This window comes from Streptomyces atratus, assembly GCF_014648655.1.
Lineage (GTDB): Bacteria > Actinomycetota > Actinomycetes > Streptomycetales > Streptomycetaceae > Streptomyces > Streptomyces atratus.
Map to the genome: position 1 here is coordinate 1 of NZ_BMRN01000036.1, position 19,220 is coordinate 19,220.

At 71.8% G+C, this 19,220-nt stretch carries 10 protein-coding genes; 3 read left to right on the forward strand and 7 right to left on the reverse strand.

All coding sequences use genetic code 11. The annotated features are described in order from the left end of the window. Positions 1–1,356, forward strand: a 1,356-nt coding sequence (locus IEZ15_RS33895; protein ID WP_189280777.1) for an alpha/beta fold hydrolase, incomplete at its 5' end; no start/stop codon positions are given. 294 nt (positions 1,357–1,650) lie between these two features. Here the strand turns inward: IEZ15_RS33895 and sbnB are convergent. From sbnB to IEZ15_RS33920, 6 genes are all read right to left on the reverse strand, one after another. After that, entirely contained in the window at positions 1,651–2,658 is a 1,008-nt protein-coding gene (gene sbnB / locus IEZ15_RS33900) for a 2,3-diaminopropionate biosynthesis protein SbnB (protein ID WP_189280778.1), read from the reverse strand. A 40-nt stretch (positions 2,659–2,698) separates the two neighbouring features. Beyond that, complete coding sequence (gene sbnA / locus IEZ15_RS33905; RefSeq protein WP_189280779.1) at positions 2,699–3,646, reverse strand: 2,3-diaminopropionate biosynthesis protein SbnA; 948 nt, start codon at positions 3,644–3,646, stop codon at positions 2,699–2,701. Further along, positions 3,643–4,863: a glutamate synthase-related protein gene (locus tag IEZ15_RS33910; RefSeq protein WP_114248490.1), complete on the reverse strand. Its 1,221-nt coding sequence runs from the start codon at positions 4,861–4,863 to the stop codon at positions 3,643–3,645. Before IEZ15_RS33910 ends, sbnA begins: the two co-directional genes overlap by 4 nt. After that, complete coding sequence (locus tag IEZ15_RS45435; protein WP_229846290.1) at positions 4,860–5,876, reverse strand: asparagine synthetase A; 1,017 nt, start codon at positions 5,874–5,876, stop codon at positions 4,860–4,862. The genes IEZ15_RS33910 and IEZ15_RS45435 overlap by 4 nt, the downstream gene beginning before the upstream one ends. A 69-nt stretch (positions 5,877–5,945) precedes the next feature. After that, positions 5,946–7,259 (reverse strand): methylaspartate mutase, encoded by a 1,314-nt coding sequence (locus tag IEZ15_RS45440; protein WP_229846291.1) that lies wholly within the window; start codon positions 7,257–7,259, stop codon positions 5,946–5,948. Then, positions 7,246–7,716: a cobalamin B12-binding domain-containing protein gene (locus tag IEZ15_RS33920; protein ID WP_114249513.1), complete on the reverse strand. Its 471-nt coding sequence runs from the start codon at positions 7,714–7,716 to the stop codon at positions 7,246–7,248. The genes IEZ15_RS45440 and IEZ15_RS33920 overlap by 14 nt, the downstream gene beginning before the upstream one ends. A 356-nt stretch (positions 7,717–8,072) precedes the next feature. Between IEZ15_RS33920 and IEZ15_RS33925 the strand changes: the two genes are divergently transcribed. Then, on the forward strand, positions 8,073–16,901 hold the full coding sequence (locus IEZ15_RS33925) for a non-ribosomal peptide synthetase (RefSeq protein WP_189280780.1): 8,829 nt from the start codon (positions 8,073–8,075) through the stop codon (positions 16,899–16,901). A gap of 53 nt (positions 16,902–16,954) precedes the next feature. Here IEZ15_RS33925 and IEZ15_RS33930 read toward each other — a convergent pair whose 3' ends face one another. Continuing rightward, on the reverse strand, positions 16,955–17,950 hold the full coding sequence (locus IEZ15_RS33930) for a helix-turn-helix domain-containing protein (protein WP_189280781.1): 996 nt from the start codon (positions 17,948–17,950) through the stop codon (positions 16,955–16,957). Positions 17,951–18,259: 309 nt separating this feature from the next. Here IEZ15_RS33930 and IEZ15_RS33935 point away from each other — a divergent pair, with 309 nt between their 5' ends. Then, entirely contained in the window at positions 18,260–19,000 is a 741-nt protein-coding gene (locus IEZ15_RS33935) for a Type 1 glutamine amidotransferase-like domain-containing protein (protein WP_189280782.1), read from the forward strand. Positions 19,001–19,220 lie beyond the last annotated feature (220 nt).

Here is a 19,220-nt window from a genome sequence, read left to right on the forward strand (position 1 = left end):
AACGCCCTCAACACCCACCCCCACATCCACACCACCACCATCACCCTCCGCGAAGACACCCCCGGCGACAAACGACTCACCGCCTACATCACCACCACCCCCGGGGCCACCACCCCCACCACACACGAACTACGCACCCACCTCCAACACCAGCTCCCCGACTACATGATCCCCGCCACCTACGTGACGCTGGACCAGCTACCCCTCACCCCCAACGGCAAAGTCGACACCAAAGCCCTCCCCACCCCCGGAACCCACCGCCCCGACCTCGCCACCACCTACACCACCCCCCGCACCAACACCGAACGCACCCTCGCTTCGGTGTGGGGCGACATCCTCGGTATCGAGACCATCGGCATCCACGACAACTTCTTCGAGCTCGGCGGGCAGTCCATCAGCGCGGTGCGCGTGGCCTCCCGGGTCCGGGAGGCGGGTCTGCCGATCGCCCTTCAGCAGATCATGCGGCATCCCACGGTGGCCGAACTGGCCGCCGTGCTGGACGCCCCGGAGACCGGGGCCGCCGGCGGACTGGTCGTACTCCTCTCGTCCGAAGCCGACCCCACTCTGCCCCGACTGTTCTGCGTACACCCGGGCGGCGGGAGCACGCATCCGTACAAGGCGCTCGCCCAGCGCCTGGCCGGGGCGTTCACCGTGTACGGCATTCAGGCGCCGGGGCTGGACGCGAGCGAGTCGCCGCTCCTCGGCTTCGAGGCCATCGCGGACCGCTACTGGCGGGAGATCCGCCGGGTGCAGCCGGAGGGCCCGTGCACGATCCTCGGGTGGTCGACCGGTGCCGTGATCGCGCACGCGATGGGGGTGCGGGCCCCGCAGGCGGTGGCCGCGCTTCTCCTGCTGGAGCCGGCGGTGACCGGCGACGACCAGCAGGACCGGTTCCAGCGGCACGCAGAGGTGTACCGCCGGGTGAACGCCTTGTGGCAGCGGGGTCAGGACGAGTCCGGTGTCCAGCGCGCGTGTACCGAAGGGGAGATGAAGCGCCTGGCCCCGGAAATGAATATCGAGGAAGACGCGATCACGCTGGACGAGTGGTTGCCCTACTCGGTGCTGGAGACCGAGGTGCGCTCGCTCGCCGCCTACCGGCCCGTGGGGTCGGCGGCCCCGGCAACGCTGTTTGTCAGCGACACTGTGCGCGAAGGCAGCGGCGACGAGGTGCCGCAGGCGCGGTACATCACGCACTGGCGCGAGCTCTACCCGATGGGTCTGGACATCCGTCCGATGCCGGGTCGCCACATGGAGATGGTCAAGGGTGAGGAGCAACTGTCCGTGCTGGTCGCCGTGGTGCGAGAGGCCGTGACGGACGGCTTCGGCCGGGAGGCGGGGCTACTGCTGCCGGTCTGACGGGTATCACGCCGCCCGAAGCCGCCCTCCGCTCGTGCGGGGGGCGGCTGCCGGTTGTCAGGGGCGGCGCCGACGGTTTCCGGTGAGGGGCCTGCCGAACGCGGCAGGCCCCTCACCATTGCAGGCCTCCTCATCGGGTGCGGGCCCGTGTTCGTGTGCAGGCCCCTCACCCGATGCCGTCCGCGCCGCCGGCGGCGCGGCCCATACCGAACGCCCCGGCCCCGGGCTCCCTCCGCCTACTGCGGGAGGAGCCCGGGGCCGGGGCGAAACGTCGACTGCGACAGTCTGGTCAGCTCACCACCGTGTCAGCTCCGGGAAGAAGCCGGGAACTTCGGTGGCACGGCCGCTTTCCAGGGCTGTCCGGTAGATGTGGCAGCCGACCGCCAGGTCCAGGACGCCGAGGCCGAACGGGGAGAAGACGATGGGGCGGTCCCGGTCGAGGATGACCTTGCCGCACAGGACGTCGGCGAGGGTGCCGTCGATGAAGTCGCGGGTGCCGTACTCCGTCTCGGTGAGGTGGGGTGAGGTCTGAGCGGTGAGGCAGTGGTCGATGTCGTCGAGGACGTTGTGGCACTTGATCATGACTGTGGGGTGGATGTCGCGCAGGGACAGGTTCAGGATGAGCTGGTCCGGAAGCAGGGGCTGGCCGTCCGCCAGCCACGGCGCCGGCGCGGTGGTCGCGAGGACCACCAGGTCGGCGGTGGCCAGGGCCGCGTCGATCTCGGAGACCGCTCTGGCCTGCCACCCGTGGGCTTCGGCCGCGTAGGTGGCGAACTTCTCGGCGTACGAGTCCACATGGTCGTGGACGAGACACTCGCCGACGTTGAGTCCACGGGCCGCGAGGAAGTCGGAGACCGTACGGCCGATGACGCCGGCGCCGACGAAGAGCACCGTGCGGGGCGCGTCGTCGGGGGCCAGGGTCTCCACGGCGAGTGCGGCGGAGGCCGCCGTACGGGCGGCGCTGATGCGGGACGCCTCCAGGCAGGCGAACGGGTATCCGGTCTCGGCGTCGTTGAGGAGCAGGACCGCGGAGGCGCGGGGCAGGTTCTGCCGTACGTTCTCCGGGTAGCTGGCGATCCACTTCAGGCCGGAGACCGGTGCCTCGCCGCCCAGGTGGGCGGGGAGGGCGATGATGCGGGCGCCGGGGTTCTCGGGGAAGCGCAGGAAGTAGCTGTCGGGGTTCACGGTGTCGCCGCGGCTGTGCTGGAGGTAGGTGTCCCGCACGATCTCCAGGATCTCGGACGGTGCGGAGGTGATGACGTCTCGGGCGACGGCGCCATCTATCACATGAAAAGCAGACATCGGCATTCCCTTTCGCGGGCGGGGCGCGGGGCGGTGGTGGTCACGCGAGGACACCGAGGTGTTCTTCCACCCAGGCGTCGTTGTAGACCGTGCCGAGGTAGCGCTCGCCCAGGTCGGGTGAGATCGCGGCGATACGGGAGCCGGCGGGGAACGCGTCGGCGTACTGGCGGATCGCGGCCAGGACGGATCCGGTGGAGCCTCCGACCAGGAGGCCGTGAGTGCGGGCGAGCAGTCGGCACTCGTGGACCGCGTTCTCCTCGGCGACGAGCACGACGTCGTCGGCAAGGCCGGGTTCGAAGAGCTCGGGGACGCGGCTGGCGCCGATTCCGGGGATGAGGCGGGGTTCGGGCGGTGCCCCGAAGATGACAGAGCCGACGGCGTCCACGGCGACGATCCGGGTGTCCGGGGAGAACTCGCGCAGGTACCGCGAGCAGCCGACGAACGTGCCGGTGGAGCCCGCGCCGACGAACAGGTAGTCGATCTGCTGGAGCTCCTTGAGCAGGGCGCGCGCGGTCTGCTCGTAGTGGGCGCGGGGGTTGGCCGGGTTGGCGTACTGGTTGAGCCACACCATGGCGGGGTCGGCCTCGACGCGGCGCCGGATGTGGGCGATGCGGGACTGGAGGAAGCCGCCGTTGGCGTCGACGGTGTCCACGACGACGACCTCGGCGCCGAGGGCGCGCATGTGGTCGATGCTGGTTGCGTTGGTGTTGGGGTCGACCACGCAGGTGAAGGCGTATCCCTTGGTGGCGCAGATGGAGCTGAGGGCGATGCCGAGGTTCCCGGAGGATGATTCGATGACGCGGGCTCCGGGGGTGAGTACGCCACGGTGCTCGGCGGTCTCGACCAGGCTCAGTGCCGTCTTGAGCTTGACGGAGCCGGCCGGGTTGAGCCCCTCGATCTTGAGGAAGACCTCGGCGCCCGGTGCCATCCGCGGCAGGCGGACGAAGAGGTCGTCGGTGACTATCTCGTACGTGTGCTCGTAGATCACGACTCGGGCCTCCACAGGTCCTCGGGGCCGGTCTCGTCCGCCGCGTACCTGCCGAGGGAGCTGACGGCCATGCGCATCTCCAGGGCCATGGCGTCCAGGAGGCGTTCGAGTCCGTGTACGGGGTCCTCGTCGGCGGCTACCAGCGCGGCGCGGCCGAGGCCGACGGCGCGGGCGCCGAGGGCGAGCAGTTTCACGGCGCGGATACCGTCCCAGACGCGTCCGCTGGCGAGCAGGGTGCGGCCGGCGGGTTCGACGCGGCGCAGGCACTCGGCCAGCGGCAGCCCGACATGGCCCAGGAAGCCGGTGGGGGCCCACCCGGTGCCGCCCTCGGCTCCGTCGACGGTGACGGCGTGGGCACCCGAATCCCAGGCGATGTCTGCGGCGTGGCCGACGTCCCTGCCGGGGAAGAGCTTCACCCAGCAGCGGGCGCGCGGGTAGTTGTTGCGCATGAGCTGGATCTGCCGGCGGAAGATCTCGTCGGTGAAGGTACCGGGGCTGGAGCAGCGCAGGACCGCTCCGCCGTCTGTGAGGCGTTCGACGGCGTACTGTCCTTCGAGGTCGGCGGCGACCGCCTCGCTGATCATGGTGAGGCCGCCGAGTCCTGGCTTGGCGCCCTGACCGACCTTCATCTCGAAGCCGAGGCGGCCCGAGGCGAGGAGTCCGGAAACGGCGGAGTCGCTGTAGACGTGGTTCCAGACCTCGGAGTCGGCGTCCTCGGTGCTCTGCTGGACGCAGAGGCCGCCGACGCCGTCGGGCAGTTCCTCGCAGTAGGCGAGGATGCGTTCCAGCAGTCCCTTGCGGTGGTCGTCGCCGCTACTGCGGAAGCCGTTCATCGGGGCGACGTTCTCCCCGATGACCATGGGGATGCCGAGGCGCCCGGCCTGGCGGCTGAGGGCGAGGCTGGTACCGGCGACGCGGGTGGAGCCAAGGGCCGACACGTACACCGGCAGCGGGGCGTCGAAGCCGCCGAGGCCGGTGGTGAGGCGGACGTCGGAGTAGAGGGGCTCGCGCCCGAGTTCGATGAGCTGGGCGAGGCGGCCGGGCATGAAGACAGGCGGCGCCAGGCGCAGGGCGTCGATCTCGTCGCCCGGCTCGCGCGTCCCGCCGAAGACGGCGGTGCCGTAGCTGTCGAGGGGCGGGAAGACGGCGGCGGATCCGTCGCGGGCACGGGCGCGGATGGCGTCCTCGGGCAGGCCGGGTGCGGTCAGGTACGTCACGGGGACACGACCCCCGCGAGCTTCGGGAAGGCGGTGGCCTGCCATACGGAGTCGAGGCCGGCGACCCAGCGGGTGAGGCGTTCCAGGCCGATGCCGAAGCCCCCGCTCCGGGGAATGCCGTGCCGGGCGACATCGAGGTACCAGGCGTACTTGGCGGGGTTCTCGCCGGTCTCCCGCATCCGGGTGACCAGGGCGGCGTATTCACTCTCGCGCTCGCTGCCGCTGCACAGTTCACCGCAGGACTCGGGTGCGATCAGGTCGAAGTTGAGCAGGGTGCCGGGCTCGGCCGGGCTCTCCTTGTCGTAGAAGCCGCGAGAGCCCTTGGGGTAGCCGACGACGAAGAACGGGGCTTCGGCCTGGCGGGAGACGCGCTCCTCGGCCTCCCACTCGATCTCCGTGCCTTCGGCCTGCGGGTAGCCGTCGCGGCGCAGCCGCTCGACGACCTCGCCGTGCGGCACACGGGCGAACGGCCGGGCGACGAACCGGCGCAGGGTGTCGGGATCGCGGCCCAGTACGGCGAGTTCGGCGCCGCACTCGTCGGCGACGGTGGTGACCGCATGGCGGACGAGACCCTCGGCGATGTCCATGGCGTCGTCGCGGGTGGCGCCCGCGTACTCGACGTCGATCTGCCGGAACTCGGCGAGGTGACGGTTGGTCGTGCTGGTCTCCACCGGTTCCAGGCGGACGTTGGGCGCGATGAGGAAGATGCGGTCGTACGCCAGCAGGGACGCCTGCTTGTAGAGGATGGCGCTGGTCATCAGCTTGTAGCGGTGGCCGTAGAAGTCGACGTCGACCTGCTTGGCGCCGCGCGAGCCGGGGTCGGTGACGGGACCGATGATCGGGTGGGCCATTTCCACCGCGTCATCGGCACGCAGGTAGGCGCGGGCACCCGCGACCAGGGCCTGCTGGACGCGTAGGGCCGCCCTGGTGCGCGGGTCACGCAGGTGTTCCAGCGGCGAGGGCAGGGCGGGAGCGGCGGCGAACGCCAGGGAATGATCGATCTGGAGTGTCATGTCGGTCCTTGTCCGGTCGACGTACGGTTCACTGGCCCGAGAAGGGCTTCGGAGGGGGGTGACGAGCGGTCAGCTCGCTCGGGCGAGCGAGACGGCGGGCGCGTCGTAGCGGGTCTTGACGTGCTGGAGCGCGTACATCAGTCCCGACGAGGTCAGACGGCGGGAGCTGTGCACGGCGGCGGTGGGGCCGAGCGGCAAGGAGCCGGTACGGGACCACTCCAGCCGGCCCTGCTCGGAGATGACGCTGCGGGTGCGGCCCGCGTTGTCGGGGTGCAGGCAGAAGGGGACGTCGAGGTAGCCACGGGCGAAGGCCCGGATCAGGGCCTGCCCGAGGTCGTCGTGCAGGCCGAGGACGGCCTCCACGAGAGCGCGGGCCTCCTCCTCGACGCCGGTGGACGGCGGTGGTGCGGTGCGCCGCACGGACCGCGCGGCGTTCGTCGCCGTCTCCAGCGCCGTGACGTTCTCGGCGACCGACGGAATACGGGCGGCCTCGGCGGCCGTCTTGACGATGAGGCGCGCGGCTCCGGTCCGTACCGCGAGCCGGGCGGCGTCCGCGACGAGGGCCAGCGCGCCGGTCCTGGTCTCCGGATAGACGCCCATGTAGGCGTAGACGACCACGTGCCAGGAGGTGTCCGGGAGATGGTCGGCGGCCAGGGCGCGCAGCGCGTGAACGGCTTCCTCGTCCTGCTCCGCGCTGGTCTGCTGGGCGTAGCTCAGGGAGACGCTGCGCAGGCCGTGCTGCCGGAAGAACATCCCTTCCAGTACGGAGAGGGCGATGAGCAGCGAGGGCGGGCAGAGCTGGCCCAGCATGCAGCCGCCGAAGCTCTCCAGGTGCGGTTCGACGCCGGACACCCGGAGCGCGGCGAGCGTGCGGCACGCCTCGCGCCATGCCCGTACGGACGTTGCCAGCGAGGTACGCCCGTAGGGCAGGCAGTAGGAGACGGGGCCGCCCTCGGTGGCGTCGAGCCCGGCGCCGATCAGTGCCTCGACGATGCGGCCGGGCCGCGCGGAGCCGTGCCGCACCTGGACGGGGAAGTCCTCGCCATGGACGCCGTCGAGCAGCCCGGTGGTAGTGGCGACGGGCATGCTCACGAGCGGGTATCCGTTGAGCGGGTGCCCCTGGGCAGCGGCGCGGGCGGCGGCGGCGTAGTCGCCGACACGGGTGAAGCTGTCGAGGGTGAGGGTGCCGACGGTGGTGGCGGCGGCGCCACGGGTGGCGAGCAGTCCCGCGCGCATCCTGGCGGGGTCGGCGAACCCCATACGGGGCTGGACGACGAGCGTGCCGGAGCGTGCGGCGTCGGCCATGAAGCGGTGGAAGGCCCCACCGTGGGCGGGGCCGGGGCGCGGCGTCGCGCTGCCGCGGGCGGGATCAGCGGACGGCATCGGCGTAGGCCCTTCCGTGCCCGCGCTGCGAAAGGGAGTCGAGCAGGGCAAGCAGGCGCGGCACGGCGTTCGGCCCGATCAGGACGGCATCGAAGCCGGCCTCGGTGAGCGCGGGATGGGCGTCAGGGTCGACGGACCCCTCGGTGTCGAGCTTGCCGCCGATGACGAGCGGCACCCGGACCAGGGCGGGCACGGCACGCACCGCGCGGGCCAGGGCCGGGGCCTCCTCGGCGCCGTGGCCGTTGACGGTGCTCACGACGATGAGGTCGGGGGGCCGTGCGGCGGACTCGGTGACCAGGGTGTCGACCGGGACGCAGGCACCGAGGTTGGTGACCTCCCATCCCTGTTCCTCCAGCAAGAGGTGGAGGAACAGCAGGTTCCAGGTGTGCGCGTCCGAGGGGATGGTGCTCAGGACCACGCGGGGCGGGCTCTCCGGGGGCTGGTGACGCTGGTACACGAACGGCTTTCCTCTCGACACCGTAGGGGCCGCGATCACTGCGATCGGGCCGGTCATCCGGGTCATGCCCTGCCCTGATCGATTCTCCGAAGTCCCTTCCGTCTTGCGGACGTTCGGCGGCACTTCGGGGAGTCGGCTCCGGACGTCCGGGCTGTCGGCGGGTGACGTCGTCCATCGTGGCCAGCGGTGTTCCCCCGCGGCACTGGGCACTTGTGGCCAGCCGCCGGGGCGTCACTTGTGCCCACTGGGGGCGCCCGTGCCCGCGTCCTAACGTGCTCACCGCGGACGTCCTTCCGGCGCCGAACCGCTTGTACCGCTTGTACCGCTGACAACGTGCTGACGATGGGGAGTGAACGGTGGCTGATCACCAGGTGGAGGAGTGGCGGCACGCGCTGGCGGGCCTGGAGCGGCTGGAACTGCCGGCGGACCGGCGCCCGTCGGACGACGGGCCGGGTCCCTCGGACCGGGTCGTCTTCGACGTACCCGCCATGACGGCAAAGGCGCTGTCCGCGACGGCGCACGAGCGGGGGACGGATCTGCCGACGGTCCTGCTGACGGTGTTCCAGGCACTGGTCGCACGGCACTCGGGCCGGGGCGATGTCCCGGTGGTCGTGTGGGGCGACGACGGACTGGTACGGGCCGTACGGGGCCCGGACGGCGACCCGTTGTTCGAGGACGCGCTGACACACGTCGCGACGGCCCTGCGTGCGCGGCGCGGCCTGCCCTACGCGCGGCTCACGGAGGCGGCCGGCGGTGCGCTGGACGATGCCCCGTGCTTCGCGTGGCACGCGGCAGGCGAGGCTCCGGCCATGCTCGCGCCCACGGCGCAGGTCACCCTGGAACTCGCCGCCGACGGCGACGCGCTGCGTGGTGTCCTGGGCTACCGCACGGACCTGTTCGACCGGGCCACGGCGGAGCGCCTGGCGGACCACTTCGGCGTCCTCGCCCGGTCCGCCGCCGAGGCACCGGGGACGCGGCAGGCCGCGCTGGAGATGCTGACGGCGACTGAGCGGGCGCGGATCCTCACCGAGTGGAACGGCGCCCGCTCCGCGTTCCCGGACACGTCGACCGTCCACCGGCTGGTCGAGGAGCGGGCCACCCGGCAGCCGAACGCGGTCGCCCTGGAGCATGGCGGGCAGCTGCTGACCTACCGTGCGCTGGACGAGCGGGCGAACCGGCTCGCGCGCCGCCTCGGCGAGCGGGGCGTCGGACCCGGCGCGCTGGTCGCGGTGTGCCTGGACCACGGCGCCGATCTGGTGTGCGCCCTGCTCGGGGTACTCAAGTCCGGTGCCGCGTATGTGCCGTTGGACCCGTCCTATCCGGCCGAGCGGCTGCGCTACATGGTCGGTGACAGTGCGGCGCCCGTGGTGGTCACGCAGTCCGCACACGCCTCCCTGTTCGCGCCGGGACCCGAACTGCTGCTCACCGACAGTGGCTGGCCGGACGGCGACAGCTCGGCCCCGGTGGTCGAAGCAAGCGCCGACGACCTGGCCTACGTCATCTACACCTCTGGCTCGACGGGCCGTCCCAAGGGCGTCCGTGTGGCGCACCGGGGTGTCGTCAACTACCTGCACTGGTGCGACCGCAACTATCCGGCCGCGCCCGGTGCCGAAATCGGCTCGTTGCTGTGCTCGTCGGCGGCCTTCGACCTGACGGTCACCGCGCTATTCCTCCCGCTGGTGCAGGGGCTGCGCCTGACGATACCGATCCCAGGTCCTGGGCAGACGGTGTTCGACGCGGCCTTGGATCTCGTGGCGTGCGGCGCGCGGATCAGCTTCCTCAAGGCGACGCCCTCCCATCTGGAGCTGTTGGCCGCCCGGCTGGAGCGGGGCGGGTTGCGGCACGGCATCGCGACGGTGGTGGCGGGCGGCGAGAACCTGACACCGGCGCTGACCCACCGGGTGCTGGTGAGCGGCGCGGACGACACGGCCGTCGTCAACGAGTACGGGCCGACCGAGGCGACCGTGGGCAACGTGGTCAGCCGGACGGTGTCGGTGGACCCCGCGGCGGAGCACGTGCCGATGGGCCGCGCGATCGACAACACCGAAGTCTTCGTGGTCGACGCGCACGGCGAGGTCCAGCCGGCGGGCGTGCCGGGCGAGTTGCTGATCGGCGGGGTGAACGTGGCCCTCGGCTATCTGGGGCGGCCCGATCTGACGGCGGAGCGGTTCGTGCCCCACCCGTTCTCGGCGGATCCGGACGCCCGGGTGTACCGCACCGGGGACCTGGTGAAGTGGCTGCCGGACGGGCAACTGGTCTACCTCGGCCGGATCGACGACCAGGTCAAGCTGCGCGGCCACCGGGTGGAACTGGGCGAGATCGAGAACGCCCTGCTCGCCCGGCCGGGCGTGGCGGCGGCGACCGTCGTGGTCCGCGAGGACGTCCCGGGCGACAAGCGCCTGGTGGCGTATCTGGTGGCGGCGGGCGATGCCGGTCCGGCGGCGTCCGGTCTGCGCCGGGCCCTGGCGCGGGTTCTGCCGGAGCACATGGTGCCCGCCCGGTACGTGACGCTGGAGCGGCTTCCTCTGACGCCGAACGGCAAGGTGGACCGTAAGGCGCTGCCTGCGCCGCAGGGCCACCGCCCGGAGCTGCCCGTGGCGTACACGGCGCCCAGCACAGCGACGCAGGTGGCGGTCGTCGGTATCTGGGCCGAGTTGCTGGGCGTAGACCCGGTGGGCATCGACGACGACTTCTTCGAGCTGGGCGGGCACTCTCTGCTGGCCGCCCGGGTCGCTTTCCGGCTGCGTCGGGACCTGGGCGTGGACGTGTCCCACCGCACCCTGTTCGAGGCGTCGACCCCCGCGCTGCTGGCGACCGCCCTCGACGCGCTCGCCCCGGGCACGGTGACGACGATGCCGCGCGCGGACCGGTCGGCGGGGCCGCTGCCACTGTCGTTCGCCCAGCAACGGCTCTGGTTCCTGGACCAGTTGGAGCCGGGACGAGCGGAGTACGTCGTCCCTGCCGGGCTGCGGGTCACGGGCCGCTTCGCACCGGACGTGTTCGGAGCCGCGCTGACGGCGCTGGTGGCCCGGCACGAGATCCTGCGGACCCGGTTCGTGGCGGACGGCACAGGCCGTCCGGTCCAGATCGTCGAGGCGCCGCGAGAAGTGGCCGTCGAGGTGCGCGACGCACGGGGCCTCGGTGGCGACGCGGCGCTCGGCATCCTGCGCGGGGCGGCGGGAATGCCGTTCGACCTGGCGGCGGGGCCGCTGCTGCGAGCGGTGGCGGTGCGTGTCGCCGAGGAGGAGTGGCTGCTGCTGATCGCGCTGCACCACATCGTCTCCGACGGCTGGTCGGAGGGTGTCCTGGCACGGGAGCTGCGGGAACTGTACGGGGCGGCGGTCGCGGGCCGTGAAGCCGGTCTCGTACCGCTGGAGCTCCAGTACGCGGACTTCGCGGCCTGGCAGCGGGAGGCCCTGGACGGGCCGGCGTTGGACGGGCAGGCAGCGTACTGGCGCGACCGGCTCGCCGGCCTCCAGCCGCTGGAGCTGCCGACCGACCACCGCCGTCCGGCCGAGCGGTCGGGCCGCGGTGACGCGGTCGCCTTCACCGTGCCCGCCGACGTGGTCGAAGTGGCCCGGCGGACGGCGGCGGGGCACGGCGCCAGCCTGTTCATGTCCCTGCTGGCGGTGTTCCAGCTGCTCATGGCAAAGTACAGCGGGCAGGAGGACATCGCGGTCGGCAGCCCGGTCGCCGGTCGCAGCCGGGCCGAGACCGAGGAGCTGATCGGCTTCTTCGTCAACACCCTCGTGATGCGCACCGACCTGTCCGGCGATCCGACCTTCGGTGATCTGCTCGACCGGGTCAGGGACACCGCACTCGGTGCGTACGACCACCAGGAGCTGCCGTTCGAGCGGCTGGTGGAGGAACTGGCGCCGGAGCGGGATCTGTCGCGCACCCCACTGTTCCAGACCATGTTCGTGCTCCAGAACACACCGGACGGGAACGCGTGGGAGCTACCGGGTCTTGAGGTGGAGCCGTTCGCGGTGCGGACGGAGGAGGCCAAGTTCGACCTGACGCTGTTCCTGACCGAACGGCCCGACGGTTCGCTCGACGGAAATCTCGTGTTCGCCGTGGACCTGTTCGAACGCGCGACGGCGAGACAACTGGCCGGTCACTTCACCACGCTGCTCGAAGCGGCGGTCTCGGGCCGGAGGCAGCGGCTGTCGGAGCTGGAGGTGCTGGTCGGCGCCGAGCGCCGGCGCGTGCTGACCGAGTGGTCCGGGACGTCGTCCCTCTCCCCGGACACCGCCACGACGGCGCACCGGCTCGTCGAGGAGCGCGCCGCGCAACTGCCCGGTACGGCAGCGGTACGGTCGGAGACCGGGGAGCTGACGTACCGGGAGCTGAACGAGCGTGCCAATCGGCTCGCCCGGCACCTGCGGTCGCTCGGTGCCGGGCCCGGCCGGGTGGTTGCCGTCTGCCTGGAGCGCGGGCCCGACCAGATCACCGCGCTGCTCGCGGCGCTGAAGTCGGGGGCCGCGTACGTGCCCCTTGACCCGGAGCTGCCGGCGGACCGGCTCGCGTTCATGATCGAGGACTCCGGAGCTGCGCACGTGGTGACCGACGCCGCGCACACGGCCCGGCTGCCCCGCACACCCCATCGCTTCCTCACCGACCGGGACTGGCCGCGCATCCAGGATCTGGCGCCGCACGACCCGGAACCCGCCGCCGCCCCGCACGACCTGGCCTATCTGATCTACACCAGCGGCTCCACCGGCCGCCCCAAGGGGGTACAGATCGAGCACCGAAGCCTGGTCAACCTGATCCACTGGACGGTGGAGAGCTTCGGCGCGGCGCCGGGCCGCCGGGTCGCGCATCTCGCGGGAATCGGCTTCGACGCGGCGGCGTGGGAGCTGTGGCCCGCGCTGGCGGCCGGTGCCACCGTGTGCGTCCCCGACGACACGGTGCGGCGCACGCCTGAGCTGCTCCAGCGCTGGCTGGCCGGGCGGCGGGTGCACGGCACATTTCTCTCCACACCCATGCTGGAGGCGCTGGCCGCGCTGGACTGGCCGGAGACGACCTCACTGGCGTACGTCCTCACCGGCGGTGATGCGCTGCGTCTGCCGACCGGGCTGCGGCTGCCGTTCCGCGTCGTCAACAATTACGGGCCGACCGAGTCGACGGTGGTCACGACATCCGCCGAGGTGGTGCCGGGGGTACCGGTGCCGCCGATCGGCCGGCCGGTACGCAACACCGTCGTCCATGTCGTCGACCGGCACGACCGGCCGGTGCCGATCGGAGTCCCGGGTGAACTCCTGGTCGGTGGTGCCGGGTTGGCACGCGGCTACCAGGGGTTGCCACAGCAGACGGCGGAGCGGTTCATCACCGTGGACATCGACGGCACACCCCGGCGGGTCTACCGCACCGGGGACCGGGTGCGGTGGCTGCCCGACGGGCAGCTGGAGTTCCTGGGACGGCTCGACGACCAGGTGAAGCTGCGCGGTCACCGCATCGAACCGGGCGAGATCGAATCGGTGCTGCTGGCCGGTCCCGACGTCACGGGCGCGACCGTCGTCCTGCGTGAGGACATCCCGGGAGACAAGCGCCTGGTGGCGTACGTCATCCCGGACGGGCCGGCACCGACCACCGAGGGACTGCGCGCCCGGTTGCGCCGCGATCTGCCCGACTACATGGTGCCGTCCGCCTTCGTGGTGCTGGACCGGCTGCCGCTCACCGCGAACGGCAAGGTGGACCGGCGTGCGCTGCCCGCGCCCGGGCCCCGCTCGCCCGGGGAGAACGTCGCGCCGCGCACACCGGCCGAGCGCGCGGTGGCGGCGGCCTGGTCACAGGTTCTGGACACGGACGTCACCAGTGTCGACGACAACTTCTTCGAGCTGGGAGGCCATTCGCTGCTGGCCACGCAGGTCACCTCGCGGCTGCGGACCGCACTCGGCGTGGAGGTGCCGGTACGGGCCGTGTTCGCGGCGCCGACGGTCGCCGCGCTGGCGGCCGTCGTGGCGGAGCTCGACACGGACGATGCGGATCGCATCACGCCCGCTTCCCGGACCGGCGGTCCGCTGCCACTGAGCTCCGCCCAGCAGCGGCTGTGGTTCCTGGACCAGCTGGAGCCGGGACGCGCCGAGTACGTCGTACCGTTCGCGCTGCACGTCCGTGGCGTACTGGATGTGGCGGCGCTGGACGCGGCGCTCACCGGAATGGTGGCACGGCACGAGATCCTGCGGACCCGGTTCGTCCCCCAGGACGGTGAGCCGGGGCAGGTCATCGACCCCCCGATGCCGGTGGAAGCAACCGTCCACGACCTGCGCCACGTCGTCGATACGGAGGAAAGGAGCTCGGCGGCACGGCGGTTCGCGGAGACCGAGGCGGGTCAGCCGTTCGATCTGGCAACGGGTCCGCTACTGCGCGCCCGTCTGGTGCGGCTCGCCGACAACGAGGCGTACCTCCTGCTGACGGTGCACCACATCGCCGCCGATGGATGGTCGGAGGGAGTCATGGCGCGGGAGCTGCGCGAGAGGTACCAGGCGGCGGTATCGGGGGTGGCGCCAACCGGTCTGCCCGAACTGCCGTTTCAGTACGCGGACTTCTCCGTGTGGCAACGAGAGCGACTGGCCGGTGGCGTGCTGGAGGAGCAACTGGCGTACTGGCGGGACCGGCTCACCGGGCTGGAGCCGCTGGAGCTGCCGAGCGACCACCGCCGTCCGGCGGGGCCGCCCGAAGGCGGCTCCACCGTGGCGTTCGAGGTCCCGGCGGGGGTCGCCACGCGACTGCGGGCGGCGGCGACGGCGAACGACGCGAGCCTGTACATGGTGCTCCTGGCGGCGTTCCAGGTGCTTCTGGCCAAGTACAGCATGCAGGACGACATCGCGGTCGGCAGCCCGATCGCCGGCCGCAACCGGGCCGAGACCGAGGAGCTGATCGGCTTCTTCGTCAACACCCTGGTGATGCGCACCGATCTGTCCGGCGACCCCGCCTTCACCAAGCTCATCGACCGGGTCAAGGACACCGCGCTCGGCGCGTACGATCACCAGGATCTCCCCTTCGAACGCCTGGTGGAGGAGCTGGCGCCCGACCGCGACCCGTCGCGAAACCCACTGTTCCAGATCTTGTTCGCTCTGCAGAACACGCCGGACGGCCACACGTGGAGCCTGCCGGGGCTGGAGGTGGAGCCGTTCGCGGTGACACTGCCGGACGCCAAGTTCGACCTGAGTCTGATGATGTCCGAGGGCCCGGCCGGCAGCCTGCGCGGGACCCTGGAGTACCGCACCGACCTCTTCGAACGGGACACCGTCGACCGGCTGGCCGGCCACTTGGGCACGCTGCTGGAGGCGGTCGCCGACGCCCCCGGGGCCCGGCTGTCGCAGCTGTGCATGCTCACCCCTGCCGAGCGGCGGAAATCACTCATCGAGTGGAACGACACCGCCGCCGCCTGTCCGGACACGGCCACCCTGCACGGCCTCTTCGAGGAGCGGGCGGCCCAGCAGCCGGACACCGTGGCCGTCGAGTGGCCGCAGGCCACATTGACTTACGGCGAGCTGAACGCGCGCGCCAACCGGATCGCCCACCACCTGCGGACCCGGTACGGGGCGCGGCCGGACATGCCGGTGGCGGTGTGTCTGGGCCGCGGGGCCGATCTGGTGACGGCGGAGCTGGCGGTGCTGAAGGCCGGGGCGGCGTACGTGCCGCTGGACCCGGAGTACCCCGTCGAGCGGCTGGCGTACATGGTGCGGGACACGCAGACCCCGGTCGTCCTCACCCACGCCGCGTACGCGGACCGGATCCCGTCCGGCGTCCCCCTGCTGCTGCTCGACGAGTGCGACGCCGAAGGGGGCCCGCTGGACGGCGATCCGGTCACCGACCCGGAGCCGGCCGCCGCCTCTCACAACCTGGCCTATCTCATCTACACCAGCGGCTCCACCGGCCGGCCCAAGGGTGTCCAGGTCGAGCACCGCAGCCTGATCAATCTGGTCCACTGGACGGCGGGCGAGTACGGCCTTGAGCCGGGGCAGCGGATCGCACTGCTCGCGGGGATCGCATTCGACGCGGCGGCGTGGGAGCTGTGGCTCGGCCTCACCAGGGGTGCGACCTGCTGCGTCGCCGCCGAGAAGGTCCGGCTCGCCCCGCAGCTGCTGCGGGACTGGCTGGGCGAGCAGGGCGTCCACGCCACGTTCCTGTCCACGCCGATGCTGGAGTCGTTGTCGGCGCTCCACTGGGGCCCGGACAGCACCCTCGACTACGTACTGACCGGCGGCGACCGGCTGCGCATGCCACCGCGCGCCCGGCTGCCGTTCCGCGTGGTCAACAACTACGGCCCCACGGAGACCACGGTCGTCGCCACCTCCACCGTATGCGTCCCCGGGGACGCCGTTCCGCCGATCGGCAGGCCGGTCGCCAACACCCGGTGCTTCGTGGTGAACCAGCACGGCACTCCGCAGCCGGTCGGCGTTCCCGGTGAACTCCTCGTCGGTGGCCTGCAGGTGGCGCGCGGATACCTGGGGCGCCGCGATCTGACGCGGGAGCGGTTCGTCCCGTTCGAGGCCGAGGAGGTGGGCGGGCGAGTGTACCGCACCGGCGACCTGGTCCGGTGGCGGCCGGACGGGCAGCTGGAGTTCCTGCGCAGGATCGACCACCAGGTCAAGATCCGCGGCAACCGCATCGAACTGGGCGAGATCGAGGCCAACTTGCTCACCCATCCCGGTGTCGGCGAGGTCGCCGTGATCGTCCGCGAGGACACGACCGGCGACAAGCGGCTGGTGGCCTACCTGGTGGCCGCGGGAGCGGACGCTCCGAGCATCGCGGAACTGCACGCGCACCTCGGGTGCCATCTGCCCGACTACATGGTCCCGGCGGCGTTCATGGTGCTGGAGCGGCTGCCGCTGACCGCGAACGGCAAGGTGGACCGGGCGGCGCTGCCGGTCCCGGACGGCAGGCGGCCGGACCTCGGAACGTCCTACACGGCGCCTCGCAACACCGTCGAGCGGCACATCACGGCCGTCTGGACGGAGCTCCTGGGCATCGAACGCATCGGCGTCCACGACAACTTCTTCCAGCTGGGCGGGCATTCGCTGCTCGCCACTCAGGTCGCGTCAAGGCTGCGGAAAGCATTGCGGGTCGACGTACCGGTACGGGCGGTGTTCGACCACCCGACCCCCGCCAAACTGGCGCAGAACATCGCGGACCTGATGATGGCGGCGATCAACGCACAGTTCGCGCCGGCCGGATGACGGCGTACGCCCCCACCGCGACGGTGGGGGCGTACGGTCACGCACAGGACGCGTCAGACCATGTCCTCGACCTGGATACCACCCTGGGCGATGGCCAGTGCGCCGAGCTGGAAGCGACTCTGCGCACCGAAGCGATCGGTCAGCTTCTCGGAGAGCCGGCGGACCGTGCGCAGCGAGACGTCCATCCTGCGGGCGGCGGCGGCGTCGGTGAGGCCCTGTGCCCAGAGTCGCAGCACGTGCTGCTCCTGGAGGGAGAGACCGCCTCGGGTACGCGGGCGCGCCTCGGCCAGCGGCAGCGCCTCCTGCCAGAGGCGGGTGAACAGGGCGGCGAACGCCTCGGTGACCGACTCGACGCCGCACACCATGGCGCCGACGACGGACCGGGCGCTGACGACCGGAACCACGGCGTGGGTGCGGTCGCAGAGGATCACCCACGCGGGCAGCGACGGCAGCGTACGGATCGAACCGATGCTGTCGTCCTTCCCCCGCACGCGGCCCATCGCCTCGGGATCGTTGCGGACGCTCTCCAGGACGATGGTACGGGCCGCCGTGCCGCGCCATCGCAGTATCTCGTCGATGCGCCGGGCGGACTCGGCGACGGGCACGGCGAGCCGCTCGGTGGGGCCGACGGTCAGCCACTCCTGCTCGCACCCTTCGGCGAGTTCCGCGACGCGCCGCCACACGGCGTCCGCACCGGCCAGCCACTCGACACCCCGCATGCTGTCCCGGCTGCCGCGGGCGTGCTCGGACAGCAACCGGGTCACTTCCAGCCGGCTGTCCTCCACCTGGAGCTGATGGCGGGCGAGTTCGTCCTGCTGCCGGGCGAGCATCGCTGCCAGGCCCACCCCCGGGTCGACCGGCCGCAAACCGGTGGCGGTGTCGCCGGGGACCACGAGCAGGAGGGCGGACAACCGCTCCAGCCGCTCTCTGACCGTGTCCTCGGCCTCCTTCAGCTGCTCCGCCAGCTCGGTGACTCCGGCGCCGGGCAGGTCGACCATGGCGAGATAGACGCTCCGTGCGAGGGAGTCGATACCCAGAGAGGTCCGCATGTCCTTCACTCCTGTTGTCTCGGCCGTACGGCACCTGTTGGTCACGAATCGAATCGGACGACGCTCCACGGTCCGGGACGGAACGGTCCCATGCCGCTGCGGGAGTCCGTCGGCCAGGCATCAGTAGACGGGAGGCCGGGCGGCGGCGGATGCGGGCGGACCACCCACGTTGTGGCGGATGCTCCCCACAACGTGCGGCCGGTAAGGGCGGGGCGCCGGGCAAGGGCAGGCGGCCCGCCCGTCCGTGGCGTGCGGTCCCCGGTACCTTGCGGCGGTCACCCGTTCGCGGCAGGGGCTACGATCGCGCGCATGCCTGCCTCGCAGCCGACCGTCCTGGCCACCTCCGGAGGGCATCGCGCCGGTCCCCGTGCGCGGGTGCTGTTCGACTCCCTGGTCCACCACGCGGTCGACCTGTCAGGGGTGGACGGCCGCCGACCGCGCATCCTGTACCTGGGCACGGCGGTGGGGGACGCGGAGCACGTCACCGCGCGCATGCACGAGGCGGCCAGGGTGGCGGGTTTCGACCTGACGCCGCTGCACCTGTTCCCCATGCCGAACGTGGACGACGTGGAAGGCACGCTCCTCGACCACGACGTCGTGTGGGTCATGGGCGGGTCGGTGGCGAATCTCCTGGCGGTGTGGCGAGTGCACGGCCTGGACCGGGCGCTGCGGCGCGCCTGGCAGGCGGGGGTCGTGCTGAGCGGGGTGAGCGCCGGGTCGATCTGCTGGTTCGAGGGCGGCGCGACCGACTCGTACGGACCGGATCTGCGGCCGGTGGTGGACGCGCTCGGCTTCCTGCCGTACGGCAACGGTGTCCATTACGACTCCGACCCGGGCCGCCGTCCGCTGATCCACCGGATGGTCGCGGACGGCACCCTGCCGACGGCGCACTGCACCGACGACGGAGTGGGACTCATCTATCACGGCACCCGGCTCGTCGAGGCGGTCACGGAATCGGCGGGCAAAGGGGCATACGTGGTGACGTGCGAGGGTGACGGGGTGCGGGAGGAGCGTCTGGAGCCGCGCCTGCTGCCGCCGACCCGGTACTGACTCCTTCCGCGCGGGCGGCCCCGCAGCGATGGGGCCCTACCGCCGGGACGGGCGTTCCGGCGGGCCGTACGAAGCACAGTCACCGGGGTACGGGCCGTGACCTGCGGGTTCGGCCTCCGGCACCGGGAACACAGGCCACATGCCCGCAGGTTCGCCGGCTCGGCCCCCACCCACCGGCGGGGGGCCATCGGAGAACATGGGGGACACACCCCCATGCGGA

What these genes read in the sequence shown, in the direction of transcription:
- sbnB (WP_189280778.1), bottom strand. Translation starts at nt 2,658, where the DNA reads ATGTCTGCTTTTCATGTGATAGATGGCGCCGTCGCCCGAGACGTCATC.
- IEZ15_RS33930 (WP_189280781.1), bottom strand. Translation starts at nt 17,950, where the DNA reads ATGCGGACCTCTCTGGGTATCGACTCCCTCGCACGGAGCGTCTATCTC.
- IEZ15_RS45440 (WP_229846291.1), bottom strand. Translation starts at nt 7,259, where the DNA reads ATGCCGTCCGCTGATCCCGCCCGCGGCAGCGCGACGCCGCGCCCCGGC.
- IEZ15_RS45435 (WP_229846290.1), bottom strand. Translation starts at nt 5,876, where the DNA reads ATGACACTCCAGATCGATCATTCCCTGGCGTTCGCCGCCGCTCCCGCC.
- IEZ15_RS33935 (WP_189280782.1), top strand. Translation starts at nt 18,260, where the DNA reads ATGCCTGCCTCGCAGCCGACCGTCCTGGCCACCTCCGGAGGGCATCGC.